This window comes from Roseomonas fluvialis, assembly GCF_022846615.1.
GTDB classification, from domain to species: domain Bacteria; phylum Pseudomonadota; class Alphaproteobacteria; order Acetobacterales; family Acetobacteraceae; genus Neoroseomonas; species Neoroseomonas fluvialis.
This window is the reverse complement of sequence record NZ_AP025637.1, coordinates 5,397,968-5,414,206: the sequence shown is the minus strand read 5'-3', so window position 1 is coordinate 5,414,206 and position 16,239 is coordinate 5,397,968. Positions and strand designations below refer to the sequence as shown.

Below are 16,239 nucleotides of genomic sequence, written 5' to 3'. Positions count from 1 at the left end.
GTGATGGCGTGGGTCCGGGGTGCCGAGGGTTCGGCCGCGCGGCGGATTCGGACGGCGCTGCTGGTGGGCGTGCTGCCCGTGCTTGTGGCCGTGGCGTGCAAGGATTCGGCCCCGACGCAGCAGCCCGCGGGCGCCCCGCCGGCGGTGGTGGTGGCGCGCGTCGAACGTGTCTCGATCAGTCCGGGCGCGGAATTCATCGGCCGGGTCGAGGCGATCGACAAGCAGGAGGTGCGCGCCCGCGTCACCGGCTTCCTCTATGCCCGGCATTTCGAGGAAGGCGCCCAGGTCAAGGCGAACGACCTGCTGTTTACCATCGAGCAGGCGCCCTTCGCCGCCGAGGTGGCGCTGCGCCAGGCCGCCGTGGAACGCGCCGAGGCCGAACTGCGCAACGCCACCCTGCAGGTCGAGCGTGGCCAGGAACTGCTGCGCACCAACGCCATCCCGCAATCCACAGTGGATGACCGCATCACGGTGCAGGCGGCATCCCAGGCGGCGCTGAATTCGGCCAAGGCCCAGCTGGAACAGGCGCAGATCCAGTACGGCTACACCACGATCCGTGCCGCCTTCGATGGCCGCGCGGGGCGGTCGCCGCTCAGCCCCGGCAACGTGGTCGGGCCGGACAGCGGCATCCTGGTGCAGGTCGTGCGCGACGACCCGATCCGCGTGACCTTTCCGGTGACGCAGCGCGAATTGCTGCGCTTCCGCCGCGCCGAGGGCCAGTCCGGCACGGATGGCGTGCAGGTGCTCGTGCGCCTGCCTGATGCCACGCTGCTGCCGACCGCGGGGCGGATCGACTTCATCGACGTCTCGGCCAACCGTTCGACCGACAGCGTGCAGGTGGTGGCCCAGGTGCCCAACGCCCAGCACCTGCTGACCGACGGCCAGGCGGTGGCGGTGGTGGTGCGCGCGACGCAGCCGCAGCAGGCCATCGTGATCCCGCAATCGGCCCTGCAGATCGACCAGCAAGGCCCCTTCGTTCTGGTGGTGGGGAACCAGAACAGGGTCGAGGTGAAGCGCGTGCGCACCACCACCGGCCCGGACGGCCAGACCGTGGTGACCGAGGGGCTCGAGCCCGGCCAGCTCATCATCATCGAGGGTTCGCAGCGCGCCCGCCCCGGCCAGCCCGTGACACCCCGCCAGCAGGAGGCGCCACCCGCCGGCGCGGTGCCCGCGAACGCGCCGGGCGGCTGAACCGATGATCAGCAAGGTCTTCGTCGACCGCCCGCGGCTCGCGGTCGTGATCGCCATCGTCATGACCATCGCGGGCATCGTCTCGCTGATGCAGATCCCGGTCGCGCAGTTCCCCGACATCGTCCCCCCGCAGGTGACGGTGACGGCGAACTACCCCGGCGCCGCGGCCGAGGTGGTGGAGGCGACGGTCGCGCAGCCGATCGAAAGCCAGGTCAATGGCGTGGACAACATGATCTACATGCGGTCCACCAGCGGCAATGATGGGTCCTATACGCTGACGGTGTCCTTCGCGGTGGGCACCGACCCCGACCAGAACACCACCAACGTGAACAACCGGGTGCAGCTGGCGCTGGCGCAGCTGCCGGACCAGGTGCAGCGGCAGGGGCTGTCGGTCCGCAAGAAATCCTCGGCGCTGCTGCAGGTCATCACGCTGCGGTCCACCACCGGCACGCAGGACACGCTGTTCCTGTCGAACTACGCCACCATCAACATCCTCGATGTGCTCAAGCGCGTGAACGGCGTGGGCGACGTCATCATGTTCGGCGCGCGCGACTATTCCATGCGCATCTGGTTCGAGACCGATCGGCTGACCGCGCTGAACCTGACGCCGAACGACATCGTCAACGCCATCCAGGCGCAGAACCAGGTCGCACCGCTCGGGCGCATCGGCGCGCAGCCGGCCAGTAACGACACGTCCTACCAGCTCAACATCCGCACCACCGGGCGGCTCGAGAGCACCGACCAGTTCGGCAACATCGTGATCCGCGCCAACCCCGACGGCTCGGTGCTGCGCGTGCGCGACGTGGCGCGTATCGAACTGGGCGCCTGGAGTCAGGACCAGAGCACCCGCGTCAACGGCCAGGACGCGATCGGCATCCAGATCTACCTCGCCCCCGGTGCGAATGCCGTGGGCACGGCGGATGCGGTGGCGCGGGCGATGAACCAGCTCGCCACCCGATTCCCGGATGGCGTGGCCTATGCGGTGAACTACGACACCACTGGCTTCGTGAAGCTGACCATCCACGAGGTGATCAAGACCCTGGTCGAGGCCTTCGTGCTGGTGGTCATCGTGGTCTTCCTGTTCCTGGGGTCGATCCGCGCAACACTGATCCCGCTGGTCGCGGTGCCGGTCAGCCTGATCGCGACCTTCGTCGTGCTGAACGCCATGGGCTATTCCGCGAACACCGTCTCGCTTCTGGCCATGGTGCTGGCGATCGGCATCGTGGTGGACGACGCCATCGTGGTGGTCGAGGCCGTCGAGGCCAAGATGGAGGAGAACCACGCGCTGTCGGTGGCCGACGCCACCAAGGCGGCGATGGAGGGCATCACCGCGCCGATCATCGCCATCACGCTGGTGCTGCTGTCGGTCTTCGTCCCGCTCGCCTTCATCCCGGGCATCTCGGGCGAGCTGTTCCGGCAATTCGCGGTGACCGTGTCGGTCGGGATGTTCTTCTCGGCGATCAACGCGCTGACCCTGTCGCCGGCGCTCTGCGCGGTGCTGCTGTCGTCCCACCACGGGCCGAAGAAGGGCATCATGGGCCGCGTCTCGCGCGGCATCGACTGGGTGCGCGACGGCTACGCCGCCATCGTCGGCAAGCTGGTCCGCCGCGCCTTCATCTCGATCATCCTGCTCGCGGTGTTCATGGCGGGCATCATCGGCGTGGGCAGCCGCACCCCCACCGGCTTCCTGCCGCAGGAAGACCAGGGCGCCTTCTTCGTCGAGATCCGCATGCCCGAAGGGGCCAGCCTGAACCGCACGCAGGACATCTCGCGCCAGGTGGAAGCGGTGGCGCGCGGCCTGCACGGCGTGCAGGACGTCATCACCATCGCCGGCTATTCCATGCTGAACGGCCTGGCACAATCCAACAGCGCCTTCCTCATCATCACGCTGAAGCCCTTCGACGAACGCACCACGCCGGCGCTGGGCGTCAACGGCATCATCGGCGCGATCGCGCAGGGCACCAACGAGATCGCGGCGCAGATCATCCCGTTCAACCTGCCGCCCATCATCGGCCTGGGCACCGCCGGCGGCTTCGAATTCCAATTGCAGAACCTGGAAGGCCGCCCGGTTGGTGAAATGGCGGCGGTGATGCGCGCGCTGGTGCTGGCGGCCAACCAGGACCCGGCGCTGACGCGGGTCTTCTCGACCTATTCGGCGAACAACCCCTCGGTGTTCCTCGAGATCGACCGTGACCGGGCGCAGGTGCTGGGCCTGTCGCTGAACGACGTCTTCTCGGCGGTCTCGGCCGCCATGGGCGGCGCCTATGTGAACGACTTCAACCTGTTCGGCCGCACCTGGAAGGTCAGCCTGCAGGCCGAGCAGGCCGACCGCATGGGCGTCCCGGACATCTACCGCGTGAACCTGCGCAACCGCGACGGGGACATGATTCCGCTGCGCGCCCTGGCCGAGGCGCGCATCGAATTCGGCCCGTCCTCCATCATCCGCTACAACAACGTCCGCAGCCTGACCATCAACGGCGAATCGGCCCCGGGGCGGTCCTCGGGCGACGGCCTCGCGGCCATGGAGCGCGTCGCGCAGGCGACGCTGCCGGCCGGCTATTCCTACGAATGGACCGGCACCGCATTCCAGGAGAAGGCGGCTTCGGGCCAGACCGGCACCATCCTGGCGCTCGCCGTGCTGTTCGCCTTCCTGTTTCTGGTCGGGCTGTACGAATCCTGGACCATCCCGGTGCCTGTGCTGCTGTCGGTCTCGGTGGGCGTGCTCGGCGCCATGGCGGCGATCGGACCGGCAGGGCTCTCGCTCGACCTCTATGCCCAGGTCGGCATCGTCGTGCTGATCGCGCTCGCGGCGAAGAACGGCATCCTCATCATCGAATTCGCCAAGGACCAGCGCGAAAACAAGGGCGTGCCGATCACCGAGGCCGCCACCCTCGGCGCCAAGCTGCGCTTCCGCGCGGTGATGATGACGTCCTTCGCCTTCATCCTTGGCCTCTATCCGCTGGTGGTGGCCGAGGGTGCGTCGGAGATCAGCCGCCGCGCCGTGGGCACGCCGGTCTTCTGGGGCATGTTGGCGGCGTCCTCGATCGGCATCTTCATGATCCCGATGCTGTATGTGGTGTTCCAGACCCTGCGCGAGCGCATCAAGGGCATGTTGTTCCGGCCCAAACCCGCCACCGAGCCCCCCCACGCTTGACCCGGACCCCGCGGCACCCGATTTCTGTCCCAACCGCGGGGACCTTCCGTCCCCGCCCCTGATGGAGACCCCCCATGGGTGACATGACCAAGCCCGTCTCCGACGACACCTTCAAGCAGGACGTCCTGGAGGCCTCGGGCCCGGTGCTGGTGGATTTCTGGGCCGAATGGTGCGGGCCCTGCCGCATGGTGGCCCCCATGCTCGACGAGATCGCGGCCGAATATGCCGGCAAGTTGACCATCGCGAAGGTCAACATCGACGACAACCCGATGACGCCGAACGAATACGCGGTGCGCGGGATACCGACCCTGATCCTGTTCAAGGACGGCAAGCCGGTCGAGACCAAGGTCGGCGCCATGCCGAAGGGCGCGCTGAAGGCTTGGATCTCGGGGGCGATCGGGGAGTAACGGGAAGGTCGGGGGAGGGAACTCCCCCGAACCCCCTCCTTTTTCTGTCAGCTGGCGACTGACGGCACAAGCGGCACCAGCGCCGAACGGAACTGGGCGGCGCAGGCATCCCACGACCAGGCTTCGGCATGCGCGCGGCAGGCGGCGCGGTCTGCCGTCAGCGCGCGCAGGCAGGCCGCGCGCAGGTCCTTGTCCAGCGCACCGACGCGCGGGTCGGCCACCACGTCCATCGGCCCCGTCACCGGAAATGCCGCGACCGGCGTGCCCGACGCCAAGGCCTCCAGCAGCACCAGCCCGAATGTGTCGGTGCGCGACGGGAACACGAACACATCGGCCCCGGCATAGGACCGCGCCAACGCGCCGTTGTCGCGATAGCCGGTGAAGTGCACGTCCGGGAACCGCGCCATCAGCCCCGCGCGCGCCGGCCCATCCCCCACCACGACTTTCGTGCCCGGCAGGTCGAGCGACAGGAAGGCCTCGATCCCTTTCTCCACCGCCATCCGCCCGGCATAGAGGAACACGGGCCGGGCCAGCCCCTCCCACGCATCGCGCGGCTCGGGTCGGAACCGCGCCAAGTCCACCCCGCGCGTCCAGGCCCGCACCTTGGTGAAGTCCCGCGCAACGAGCTCCTCCCGCAGTGACCGCGTTGCCGCGAAGGTCCCCGCGCCCGCATTATGGAAGCGCCGCATCACCGCCCAGGACCACGCAACCGGCACGCGCGTGCGCGCATGCAGGTAGTCCGGGAAGCGCGTATGGAAGGCGGTGGTGAAGGGCCAGCCGCGCTTCACGCACAACGCGCGCATCGCCCAGCCCAGCGGCCCTTCCGTCGCGATGTGCACCACGTCGGGCGCGAAGGCATCGACCAGCTTGCGGAGCCGGCGCCCCGGCGCGATCGCCAGCCTGATCTCGGCATAGCCAGGCATCGGGATGTTCAGGAAGCGGTCGGGACCGATCACCTCCACCGTGTCGCCACCGGCGCGCAGGTGGTCCACCACGATCGACATGGTGCGCACCACGCCATTCACCTGCGGGAACCAGGCATCCGAGACGATCAGGATGCGCAGCGGCGACACGCGCGTGCCGATGCTGTCCATCGCGACAGGCGCATCATCCATGGCGGGTCAGGACACCGGCACGGGCGCGGCCGCGCGCTTGGGTGCGCGCGCGTAGGACAGGCGATTCTCCTGCACCCAGTCCACCAGTTCGAACCGCCCGTCCGCGTGTTCGACCAGCGCGGTGCAGGATTCCACCCAGTCGCCATCGTTCATGTAGAGCACGCCCTGCACGGTGCGCATCTCGGCATGGTGGATATGGCCGCAGATCACGCCGTCCATGCCGCGCCGCTTCGCTTCGTTGGCCAGCGCGGTCTCGAAGCGGTCGATCGCCTTGACCGCCTCCTTCACCTGGCGCTTCAGCCATTGCGACAGCGACCAGTAGGGATATCCCAGGCGCCGCCGCGCCGCGTTGAACCAGCGGTTCAGGAACAGCGCCCAGTCGTAGGCCCAGTCGCCCAGATGCGCGATCACCTTGGCGTAGCGGATGACGCCGTCGAACTCGTCGCCATGGATCACCAGGAAGTGGCGCCCGTCGGCGGCGACGTGCTCCGCCTCGCGCAGCAGCTTCACGCCGGCGAATTCGAAGCCGAGCCAGTCGCGCAGCATCTCGTCATGGTTGCCGGGGATGTAGACCACCTCGGTGCCGTGGCGCGCCATGCGCAGGATCAGGCGGATCGCCTCGTCATGGTCGGCATCCCAGTACCAGGATCGGCGCAGCCGCCAGCCATCGACGATGTCGCCCACCAGGTACAGCCGGTCGCACTCCACCCGCTTCAGAAAATCCACCAGGAAGTCGCAGCGCGATCCCTTGGTGCCGAGATGCACGTCCGACAGGAAGATGCTGCGATAGCGGCGGCGCGCAGTGGTCTCGTGCATCCGAACATCGCTCCCGGACGGCGCCGTTGCGCGCGGGGCTCCGCGCGACTCCGGCGGCGTGCTGCAGATGCGCGGGGCGATACCGCGCGGCCGCCCGCCCGCGTGTGAATCCTGCATGAAGCATGCGGCGCAAGCGCCTGCCGCGCCGGTATGTCATCATCGCGCAACGCCGCCGTCGCCGAATCGCCACCGTCGCGCTGCCAGAAGCCCTGCCGATGCCACCGCGCATGCTCATCGTCTTCAATCCCGCCGCCGGGGCGCGCCGCCGCCGCCGGCTGCTGGCCGCGCTCGACCTGCTGCGCGGCCTGGCGTTGCGGCCCGAGGTCGCGGAGACCACGCATCGCGGCCATGCCGTCGGCCTCGCGCGCGCAGCGGCGCAGGACGGTGTCGGCGTCGTGGTCGCCGCCGGCGGGGATGGAACCATCGCCGAGGTCGCAGCCGGGCTGTCGGGATCGGACAGCGCGCTCGGCGTGCTGCCGCTTGGCACGGCCAATGTTCTGGCGCTTGAGCTCGGCCTGCCGCGCAGCCCGGCCGGCGCGGCGGCGGTGCTGGCCATGGGCCGCACCGCGCTGCTGCATCCGGGCCTGGCGCACCATGCCGACGGGCGGGAACTGCTGTTCGTGCAGATGCTGGGCGCGGGCTTCGACGCCGCCGTGGTGCACCGTCTCGCGCCGGGGCTGAAGCGTGCCATCGGCAAGGGCGCCTATGTCTGGCAGACCCTGCGCGAGATGCCGCGCTACCCCTTCGCGCCGATCCGCTGCGTGATCGACGGGCGGGACGCGCACGCCGCCAGCGTCATCGTCACCAAGGGCCGGCTCTATGCCGGTCGCTTCCTGCTCGCGCCCGGCGCCGACCCACGCGCGGAGGGCTTCCACGTCGTGCTGTTCCGCGATTCCGGCGCGCTGGCCGCGCTGCGCTACGGCGCGGCCCTGCCGCTCGGCCTGCTGTCGCGGCTGCGCAGCGTCGAAATTCGCCGCGCGACGCAGATACGGTTCGACGGCACGGGCATCCCCGCGCAGGCGGATGGCGATGCGGCGGGCTGCCTGCCGGTCACGATCGGGCCCGCGCCGAAGCCGATGCGTATCGTCGTGCCCTGAGCCGCCCCTATGCCGCGCGGCGCCGCCATGCTCGATTGCGGCACCCTTCCAGCCTCCGGGATGTCCATCGCATGACCATCGGATTCCGCATCGCCCCCGTGACGCAGCGCGTCGCCCCCGACCTGTGCGCCCGCGCGCTGAAGCTGCCAGCGGCCAATATCGGCGACGTGATGAACCGCATCCAGACGATGCGCGGTGGGATGCGCCCGTTCGGCGGCCGCAAGGTCATCGCGGGGCCGGCCTTCACCGTGAAGGCGCGTTCGGGCGACAACCTGCTGCTGCACCGCGCCTGCGACATGGCCGAACCGGGCGACATCATCGTGGGCGACGGCGCGGGTGATCTGTCCATCGCGCTGATGGGCGAACTCATGATCGGCCACGCGCAGAAACGCGGCGTGCAGGGCATCGTGCTGGATGGCGCGGTGCGCGATGTCGATGCGCTGGCCGCCATGGATATCGGCGTCTGGGCCTGTGGCGCAACACCGTCTGGCCCCTACAAGGACGGCCCCGGCGAGATCGGCCACCCGATCGCCTGCGGCGGCCAGGTGGTGATGCCGGGCGACCTGATCGTTGCCGATGCCGACGGCGTGGTGGTGGTCCCGCGCGCGCATGCCGCCGAGGTCATCGCCGCCGCCGAGGCGCACAACGCCAAGGAACAGCGCGCCCAGGCCGCGATCGATGCCGGCACATACGACCGCGCCTGGGTGCTGGAAGCGCTCCGCGCCAAGGGCTGCGAGGGCGCCTGATGCGGCGCGCCCGGCGCGTGCTCGCCTGGATTGGTGCCGGGCTTCTTCTGCTGGTGATCGGTGCGGCCATGTGGCTCTACACACCCGACGAGGACCCCGCCGTGCTGCGGGCGGCGCATGCCGGCCCGCCCTCGGACTTCGTCGATGTCGCCGGGCTGCGGCTGCACATCCGCGACACCGGACCGCGCGACGGCCCCGCGGTGCTGATGCTGCACGGCTTCGGGTCCAGCCTGCACACCTGGGACGGCTGGGCAGCGCTGCTGTCCGACCGCTTCCGCGTGCTGCGCATCGACCTGCCCGGCTTCGCGCTGACCGGCCCGGACCCGACCGGCGACTATTCCGATGCGCGCGCATCCGTGGTGCTGGCGGCGCTGCTGGACCGGCTCGGCATCGCGCAGGCCGATGTGGTGGGCAATTCCATGGGCGGGCGGATCGCGTGGAAATTCGCGCTGGCCGAACCCGCGCGTGTGCGGCGCCTGGTGCTGGTGGCCCCGGACGGCTTCGCCAGCCCTGGCCGCCCCTATGGTGCGCCGGAGCCGGTGCCGGCGGTGGTGCATCTGCTGCCCTGGATGATGCCGCGCAGCATGGTGCGCGCGACACTCGCCCCTGCCTATGCCGATGCGACCCGCATGACGGACGCCGATGTGGACCGCGCCCATGCCCTGCTGCGCGCGCCCGGCGTGCGCCCGGCCATCCTCGCGCGCATGTCCCAGCATGTGCTCGAGGACCCGCGCCCCCTGCTGCCCCGCCTGACGCAGCCAGTGCTGCTGCTGTGGGGCGAACAGGACCGGCTGATCCCGGCAAGCCACGGCCAGGACTGGCTGGCGGTGCTGTCGCGCGCGGAGCTTGTGGTGCTGCCCGGCCTCGGCCACGTGCCGCAGGAGGAAGCGCCCGAGGTCTCGCTCAGGCCGGTGCGGGCGTTCCTGGAACGCTGAGCGGCGCATCGTCGCGAAACCGGCCGACGCCGCTTCGCGTGGGTGGCGGCCCGACCGAGCCTGCGCGCATGACCGCCCGGTCCCGGCTGCGTGGCCGCGCCCGGGACCACGCGCATCGTCGGCGCCGCAACCGAAAAGGGCCCCCCGCTGCAGCGGGAGGCCCCTGTCTCGTCACGCCCTGCGCCGAAGCGTCAGGCTGCGGCGGTCTGCTGGATCGCCGAGAGCATCCAGCGCCCGCCCGGACCTTTGCGCACGAAGGTCCAGACCTCGGTCGCTTCGGTGCGCTGCGTCGTGCTGCCCTCGACCACCTTGTTGGTGGCGTTGTCGAAGGTCGCGTCCAACAGCGAGAACCGCATCGCCACGGTGGCGTAGTCCTCGCCATCCTCGTGCCAGGCCTCGGCCAGGTCGCCCTGCTCGAGGCGCACGTCGCGCGTCTCGTTGCGCCAGTTGCGCGCCTCGAGGTCGCGCATGTCCTGCGCGAAGTAGGACACCATCTCGGGCGTCGCCACGGCGCGCAGGGCCGTAAGATCGCGCTTCGACCAGGCGGCGTTCACCTCGACCAGCGTGCGCTCGAAGCCCTGGTAGTCCTCGGGGCCGATCGCGACCGGCGCGGCGGCCGGCGCGGCCTTCATGCCGCCCGCGCCGCCGAACTGCTTCGGCTCCGGCTGGCCCTGGAAGGCATAGCCCTGCGGCCCGCCGGCCATCGCCGGCTGCTGCCGGCGGCCACGCACGAGACGCACCACCAGGAAGATCAGCCCGCCGATCAGCGCGACCTGCAGCAGCATGCCCAGGATGGCGCCGAAGCCGGCACCGCCGCCGAACAGTCCGAAGCCGAGCAGGCCGCCGATCAGACCGCCCATCAGCAGCGCGCCGCCGAAGGACCCGAAGAAGCCGCGGTTGGGCGCGGCGGCGCCGGCCATGCCGGGGCGCGTCGCGGCCGCGGTGGTGGCCGGCGTGCCCGGCTGCGTTGCCGTGCGGTCCATGCGCTGGGCGGCGCCCGGCGCGGTCTGGGTGGGCGGCGGCGCGGAATAGGTGCGGCTGCCGCGGCTGCCCGAGGAACCGCCGCCGCCTGGCCGCGCCTCGGCCAGCACGGGCGTCAGGACCAGGGCCAGGGCGGCCATCGCGGTCAGCAGGAAAGCGGGTCGGCGCATCTCGGGTCACGTCTCCAGCGGGTTTTGTTCCAGGCAATATAAGATGAACTGGGCGTCATTTCGATGGGGTGAATCGCACAAACCCTTCCTTCATCCGCCGCCGCCATCCTGCGGCCTGCGCGCGGGCTGCCCGCCGCGCCCTCGCAGGATGCAGGGATGCGATCGCTGGTCTTCTCCACCGCCGATGCCGCGGCCGGGCCGCAGGCGCCTGCCGCGCTGCACGGTGCCCCGCCGGGCCCGGGCATCGAGGCCATCCGCCGTGCCCTGCGCGGCCCGCCCGGCCGGGTCGCGCTGCGCCTGCCAGCACCGCGCAACGACGCCGCGCGCCGCGTGGCGCTCGCCGTGCTCGAGGATGCCGGCCGCCCGCGCGGCGGGACTTTGCTCGAAACCGCCACCGGCGACCTGCTGCTGACCGAGGCCGACGGCCCCGACGCCGCCCGCGCCGAGGCCGCGCTGCTACGCCTGTTCGGCACCGCGCCCGAACGGCTCGACCTGCCCGGCGCCGTGCCGGTGCTGCTCGACCTGCCCGCGCCGGTGCCCGCCGCGCCGCGCCCGCCCGCCGCCCCACCGCCCGCCGGGATCGAGGCGCGCGCCAATGCCGCCCCGCTGCCCGCCCTGCTCCGGCGCGAGGGCATCCTGCATATCGCCACCGGCCATCCGCGCCGCCTCGCCTTGCTGCGCCTGCGCCTGCCCGCGGCGGCGCTGGCCCGCCATCTCGGCCCCGCCGCCGAGGATCGCGACCTGCTGCACCATGCCCTGGACCGCCTGCGGGCACGCCTGCCCGGCCTATTGGCCGAGCCTTCGGGGCGCGAGGCGCTGCTCGGCTTGGCCGCGCCGGTGCCGCTGCTGCTCGACCTGCCCGCCGCGCTGCTGCCCGACCCGGCGCCCATCGAGGGCGACCCGCCCGGCGCCCCAGCATTGATCGCAACCCTGTCGCTGCCCGAGGCCCTCACCCCGGGCCTCGCGGCGCGGCGCGCGGCGCTGCACCACGCCGGCTGGGGCCTCGCCACACGCGGGATCGATGCCGCCGCGCTGGCCCTGCTTTCGCCCGAGGCCCTGGCCACCGACCTGCTGCTACTGTCCTGGTCGCCAGCCCTGGCCGGGCGGGCCGCCAGCGCCGCGCTACGCCGCATCGACCCCGCCCGCCTGGTGCTGGAGGGCGTGGAGGGCCAGGACGCGCTGGAATGGGGCCTGTCGATCGGCGTCGCGCGTTTCGCCGGTCCCTGGATCGATGCCGTGATGGCGGCCACCCGCATGGCCGGCTGCGCCCAGGGCGGGGGGTGCACGCGCGCCGCCTGCGCCACGCGCGGCACCGCCGCCACGCCCGAGGGTCGCGCCGGCTGCGCCAACCCCGCGCTGCTCGGTGCGATGGTGCCGGCATGATGCTCGCGGACCTGCCGGTGATCGGCGCGCTCGGCGCCCCGCCCGGCGCGGCGGGCGCGGTCAGCCTGGCCGCCCTGGTGCGCGAGACCGTCGCCGCCGGCGTCGAGCGCCGCGTGCTCGTGTTCCGCCCCGCGCGGCTATCGCCGCAGCACCGGCGCCCGGCGCGCCTGGCGATGCTGCGCGAGGCCTGGGACGGGCTGCGCCGCACCTCGCGCACCCGCGTCTTCGACCTGCCGCGGGCCGGCCTGGCCGCGGTGGAGGGCGCGCCCGGCCATCACCTGGCCTCGGCGCACGAGGTCCTCGCCGGCATGCTGGACCCGCAGGAGGCAGCCGCCGCAATCGAGCTGCTTCGCTTGCCCGACCAGGCGGCGGCGGTGCTGGCGGCGGTCGAGGAGGCGCTCGGCCTCGATGCCGCCATGCGCGCGGCGCCGGCCCCGGCCAGCGGCCGCGCCCCCGATGGCGCCACGATCGGGCAGGCGGAGCGCGCGCTGCTCTCGGCCGACCTCACCTCGTTTGTCCGGCGGCGCAAGGTCTGCCGCCTGGTGCCCGGCGGCGGCGCGCCCGATCCGGTCTGGGAGGACCGGCGCGTCGCACTCGAGGATGTCTGCGCGGCGCTGCTGCCCGGCTGCGACACAGCGCGCGCGCCCTGGCTGGCGCGGCGATTCCGCCGCAGCATCGATGCACGGCTGCTGGCCGGGCTGACCCATGCCGAGGAATTGCGCGGCCTTGGCCCGCTGTCGCTCACGCTGGGCGTGGATGCGGTGACCTCGCCGGAATTCCTGCGGCTGGATGCGATGTGGCCGGCGGCGCTGCGCGGCGCGCTGACCGTCGCGATCGCCGCCGAGGAGATCGCCGCCGATCCCGCCGGCTTCGCCTTCGCGCGGGAGGTGCTGCTGCTGCGCGGCCACCGCCCCATGCTGGACGTGGCAGTGCCCGGTGCGGTGCTGGCCCTGCCGCCGGCCCGCGCCGGCACCGCCCTGCTGCGGCTGCGCTGGTCGGATGCGCTGCCGGCGCTCGGCTCACCGGGTGCAGAGGCCCTGCGCGCCGCCCTGCCTGCCGCGCCCGAATCGGTGGTGCTGGCCGGCGTGGATCGCCCGGCCGCCATCGCCTGGGGCTGGGAGATGGGGATCACGCTGTTCCAGGGCCGCCTGATCGAAAGCCGCCGACCAGGCGCGTGACGCGCGCAGTCGCGCCGCACGGCGCCCGAGGGCCATCAAGATGGATCGCATCGAGATCCGGGCGCGCAAGGCAGGCCGGCGCGTTACGCCGAAGGCGTGCCTCCGGCACGACGCGCCTGAGGGTCCAGGCAGAGGGGATCGCGCAGCGATCCGGGAGCGCACAGCGCGACCGCGCCCCACCCATCATCGGCGCCCAGGGCACCGGTGCACGGCGCGAAAGCCAAGCCGGCGCATGCCGGCGCCCGGCGCCCGGCGCCCGGCGCCTGAGGGCCCCGAAAATCAGTGATGTTTCCAGGGCACCAGGGCCGGCGCGGGCTCGGTCGGGTCCACCCGCAGGATCTGGCCGTTCGCCACGCTCAGTCCCGTCAGCGCCATCACGAAGCCCCAATGCGTGACGACCAGCGTATGCGCCCAGTCGTCCAGCGCCGCCATCTCGGCGCGGAACAGCGCGGCGCGGGCCTCGACCTGGTCGGCCGGTTCCTCCTGCGGGGGCCACCAGACCTCGTCGATGTGCGCGAGGTCGACATCGGGGAAGGTCATGCGCAGTTCGGTGGCCGGGCTGCCAATGTCGCAGGTGAAGGCATAGCGCTCGCGCACCAGCGGGGTCACGGTAAGCTTCAGGCCCAGACGCCGCGCCGCGGGCAGCGCGGTCTGGATCGCGCGTCGATAGGGGGAGACCAGGATGCGGCGGATATCCTCGGTCGCGAGCATCTTCGCCGCCTCGGCCGCCTGCTCGTGGCCAAGCGGTGTCAGCACCGGGTCGACGATGCCCGGGTCCTTCCGGGTCTGGGTGAACAGCAGGTTGAACTCGCTCTGTCCGTGGCGGAGCAGGATCATGCGGCGGGCGTCCCGGAAAGGCCGCCATCCGGGTAGCGGGCGCGGCGGCGCGCCGCAACCTCGGCGGCGGCACCGGCGCGGCACGCTTCGTGCTTTTCCCGGGCAATCGTGCGGGCTGCCATGTTGCGGCCGGGGCAACTGCGCCCTAAGTGACATGGCTGCGAGGAGTGTCCCATGACTGGCGGCTTGCCGATCGACCTGATCCTGTTTGCGATGGTTGCAGCCTTCCTGGTGCTGCGCCTGCGCAGCGTGCTCGGCCGCCGGACCGGATTCGAGCGCCCGCCCGAGGCCGTGCCTGCGCCCCAGCCGCGCGAGGCCGACGTCGTGCCCCTTCCCACCCCGGCGGGCGCCGCACGCCGTGGCCTGCCGGACCAGCGCAGCCCGGTGGGCCAGGCGCTGATGCGTATCCGTGGCGTCGACCCGGCCTTCGACCCCGCCGCCTTCCTGGGGGGCGCCGAGGGCGCCTTCCGCATGATCGTGACGGCCTTCGCCGCCGGCGACCGCGAGACGCTGCGCAACCTCCTCTCCGACGAGGCCTATGGCGGCTTCGAAGGCGCCATCACGCAGCGCGAGGCGGCCGGCGAGACGCAGCGCACGGAACTGCGGTCGATCCAGGACATGGCGATCGAAGAAGCGGAACTGCGCGGCAGCATCGCGGACATCACGGTGCGCATCGTCTCCGACCAGGTGAACCTGACCATCGCGCGCGACGGGTCGATCACCGCGGGGGCCGAGGCTGTGACCGAGATCATCGACCTCTGGACCTTCCAGCGCGACGTTGCGGGCTCCGATCCCACCTGGAAGCTGGTGGGAACCCGGTCCGCCTAAGCCCCGGACCGGGGCGTCCGCGACAATCCACCAGCCCCCGGAGAGTCGCGGCGCCGGCCGGGCTGGAGTAGCATCGGCGCATGATCAGGGTGGGATCGCCCGGCCACGGCATCAACGCCGCGGCCATCCTGTTGCTTGGCATGCTGGCCGCCACGGGCGCGCCGGCCCAGCACGGCGGCGCCACGGCCGAACCCGAGGCGCGCCCGGCCGAGGAGCCGCAGCCCCCGCCCCTTCTGCGGCGCATCACCTTCGAGGACCTGCCCGGCTGGGCGGCCGACACGCACCACGATGCGCTGCCCGCGCTGCAGGCAAGCTGTGCGGCACTGCGGCCGATGCGCCCGGACTTCGTGCTGGGCGGACAGGCCGATGCGGCGCTGCGGGCCGGCACGGCGGCGTCGTGGCAGGGACTGTGCCTCGAGTTGCGGGCGCTCGAACGGGCCTTGCCGCGCCCGCCGCGCGCGGGGTCCGGCCGCGCCCATGATCGCCGCGTGGCCGCCTGGCTGGCGGAACGCCACCAGGCGGTGCGGCAGTTCCTGGAAGCGCATTTCGAACCCTTCGCCGCCGGTACGGGCATCATGACCGGCTACTACGAACCCATCCTGCGCGGCGCCGTCGAACCCAGCGAGGTGTTCCGCACTCCGCTGCACAGCCGCCCGCCCGAGCTGGTCGAACAACCCGTGCCCGGCAACCCGCTGCGCCGCCGCTTCGGCATGATGGTCGAGGGCCGAATGGAGCCCTTCCACGACCGCGCCGCAATCGACACCGGCGCACTGGCAGGCCGAGGGCTCGAACTGGTCTGGGTGGACGACCCGGCGGACGCCTTCTTCCTGCACATCCAGGGGTCCGGGCGCGTGGTGCTGCCGGACGGCGAGGTGGTGCGCGTCGGCTACGCCGGCCACAACGGGCGCGGCTATGTCGCGATCGGCCGGCTGCTGATCGAACGGGGAGAGATCCCGCGCGAGCAGATGTCGATGCAGGCGATCCGCGCCTGGCTCGCGAACGCCGGGCATGAGCGCGCGACCGAGCTGCTGCGCGGCAACCCGTCCTACGTGTTCTTCCGGCGCGTCGAGGGGCTGACGCTGGAGCAGGGGCCGATCGGCGCCATGGGCGTGCCGCTGACGCCGCAGCGCAGCGTTGCAGTAGACCGCGCCTTCATCCCACTCGGCGCACCGATGTGGGTGATGGTGAAGGACCCGCTGGCGCGGCGCGACACGCCGCCGGTGGGGCGCCTGGTGGTGGCGCAGGATACCGGCGGGGCGATCCGCGGCCCTGCGCGCACCGACTTCTTCCAGGGCTGGGGGCCGGAGGCCGGCGAACGCGCCGGGCGCATGCGCGACGAGGCGGAGGTCTTCGTTCTGCTGCCGCGCGCCGCGCAGGAAGCAACGGCACAGGCGCAGTAGC

At 72.0% G+C, this 16,239-nt stretch carries 14 protein-coding genes; 10 read left to right on the top strand and 4 right to left on the bottom strand.

The window, feature by feature from the left end; translation table 11 throughout:
• The first annotated feature begins 3 nt into the window (after positions 1–3).
• The 3 genes from MWM08_RS25935 to trxA all read left to right on the top strand — a co-directional run bounded on the left by MWM08_RS25935 (position 4) and on the right by trxA (position 4,752).
• The gene (locus tag MWM08_RS25935) at positions 4–1,191 is read left to right on the top strand and encodes an efflux RND transporter periplasmic adaptor subunit (RefSeq protein ID WP_244457355.1); all 1,188 of its coding nucleotides are present in this window, start codon (positions 4–6) and stop codon (positions 1,189–1,191) included.
• 4 nt (positions 1,192–1,195) lie between these two features.
• Positions 1,196–4,345: an efflux RND transporter permease subunit gene (locus MWM08_RS25930; protein WP_244457354.1), complete on the top strand. Its 3,150-nt coding sequence runs from the start codon at positions 1,196–1,198 to the stop codon at positions 4,343–4,345.
• A 74-nt stretch (positions 4,346–4,419) separates the two neighbouring features.
• The gene (trxA, locus tag MWM08_RS25925; protein WP_198372240.1) at positions 4,420–4,752 is read left to right on the top strand and encodes a thioredoxin TrxA; all 333 of its coding nucleotides are present in this window, start codon (positions 4,420–4,422) and stop codon (positions 4,750–4,752) included.
• Positions 4,753–4,799: 47 nt separating this feature from the next.
• Here trxA and MWM08_RS25920 read toward each other — a convergent pair whose 3' ends face one another.
• Together MWM08_RS25920 and MWM08_RS25915 are read right to left on the bottom strand one after the other, a co-directional pair.
• Entirely contained in the window at positions 4,800–5,867 is a 1,068-nt protein-coding gene (locus tag MWM08_RS25920; protein ID WP_244457353.1) for a glycosyltransferase family 4 protein, read from the bottom strand.
• Between the two features lie 6 nt (positions 5,868–5,873).
• The gene (locus MWM08_RS25915; protein WP_244457352.1) at positions 5,874–6,683 is read right to left on the bottom strand and encodes a UDP-2,3-diacylglucosamine diphosphatase; all 810 of its coding nucleotides are present in this window, start codon (positions 6,681–6,683) and stop codon (positions 5,874–5,876) included.
• 122 nt (positions 6,684–6,805) lie between these two features.
• On the opposite strand from MWM08_RS25915, the gene MWM08_RS25910 reads away from it, so the two are divergent.
• The 3 genes from MWM08_RS25910 to MWM08_RS25900 all read left to right on the top strand — a co-directional run bounded on the left by MWM08_RS25910 (position 6,806) and on the right by MWM08_RS25900 (position 9,461).
• Positions 6,806–7,780, top strand: coding sequence for a diacylglycerol/lipid kinase family protein (locus MWM08_RS25910; RefSeq protein WP_244457351.1), 975 nt, complete (start codon positions 6,806–6,808; stop codon positions 7,778–7,780).
• A 71-nt stretch (positions 7,781–7,851) separates the two neighbouring features.
• Complete coding sequence (locus MWM08_RS25905) at positions 7,852–8,526, top strand: RraA family protein (RefSeq protein ID WP_244457350.1); 675 nt, start codon at positions 7,852–7,854, stop codon at positions 8,524–8,526.
• A gap of 17 nt (positions 8,527–8,543) precedes the next feature.
• Complete coding sequence (locus MWM08_RS25900; RefSeq protein ID WP_244457349.1) at positions 8,544–9,461, top strand: alpha/beta fold hydrolase; 918 nt, start codon at positions 8,544–8,546, stop codon at positions 9,459–9,461.
• A 191-nt stretch (positions 9,462–9,652) separates the two neighbouring features.
• Here the strand turns inward: MWM08_RS25900 and MWM08_RS25895 are convergent, their stop codons facing one another.
• Positions 9,653–10,612 (bottom strand): Tim44 domain-containing protein, encoded by a 960-nt coding sequence (locus MWM08_RS25895; protein WP_244457348.1) that lies wholly within the window; start codon positions 10,610–10,612, stop codon positions 9,653–9,655.
• Positions 10,613–10,768: 156 nt separating this feature from the next.
• Between MWM08_RS25895 and MWM08_RS25890 the strand changes: the two genes are divergently transcribed.
• Together MWM08_RS25890 and MWM08_RS25885 are read left to right on the top strand one after the other, a co-directional pair.
• Positions 10,769–11,995: a hypothetical protein gene (locus MWM08_RS25890; protein ID WP_244457347.1), complete on the top strand. Its 1,227-nt coding sequence runs from the start codon at positions 10,769–10,771 to the stop codon at positions 11,993–11,995.
• Positions 11,992–13,173 carry a hypothetical protein gene (locus MWM08_RS25885; RefSeq protein WP_244457346.1) on the top strand — a complete coding sequence of 394 codons (1,182 nt, stop codon included), beginning with the start codon at positions 11,992–11,994 and terminating at the stop codon, positions 13,171–13,173. The genes MWM08_RS25890 and MWM08_RS25885 overlap by 4 nt, the downstream gene beginning before the upstream one ends.
• Positions 13,174–13,452: 279 nt before the next feature.
• Here the strand turns inward: MWM08_RS25885 and MWM08_RS25880 are convergent, their stop codons facing one another.
• Complete coding sequence (locus tag MWM08_RS25880; protein ID WP_244457345.1) at positions 13,453–14,010, bottom strand: histidine phosphatase family protein; 558 nt, start codon at positions 14,008–14,010, stop codon at positions 13,453–13,455.
• A 174-nt stretch (positions 14,011–14,184) separates the two neighbouring features.
• Between MWM08_RS25880 and MWM08_RS25875 the strand changes: the two genes are divergently transcribed.
• Together MWM08_RS25875 and mltA are read left to right on the top strand one after the other, a co-directional pair.
• The gene (locus MWM08_RS25875; RefSeq protein ID WP_244457344.1) at positions 14,185–14,838 is read left to right on the top strand and encodes a Tim44/TimA family putative adaptor protein; all 654 of its coding nucleotides are present in this window, start codon (positions 14,185–14,187) and stop codon (positions 14,836–14,838) included.
• An 80-nt stretch (positions 14,839–14,918) separates the two neighbouring features.
• The gene (mltA, locus tag MWM08_RS25870) at positions 14,919–16,238 is read left to right on the top strand and encodes a murein transglycosylase A (protein WP_244457343.1); all 1,320 of its coding nucleotides are present in this window, start codon (positions 14,919–14,921) and stop codon (positions 16,236–16,238) included.
• Position 16,239: the final 1 nt, after the last annotated feature.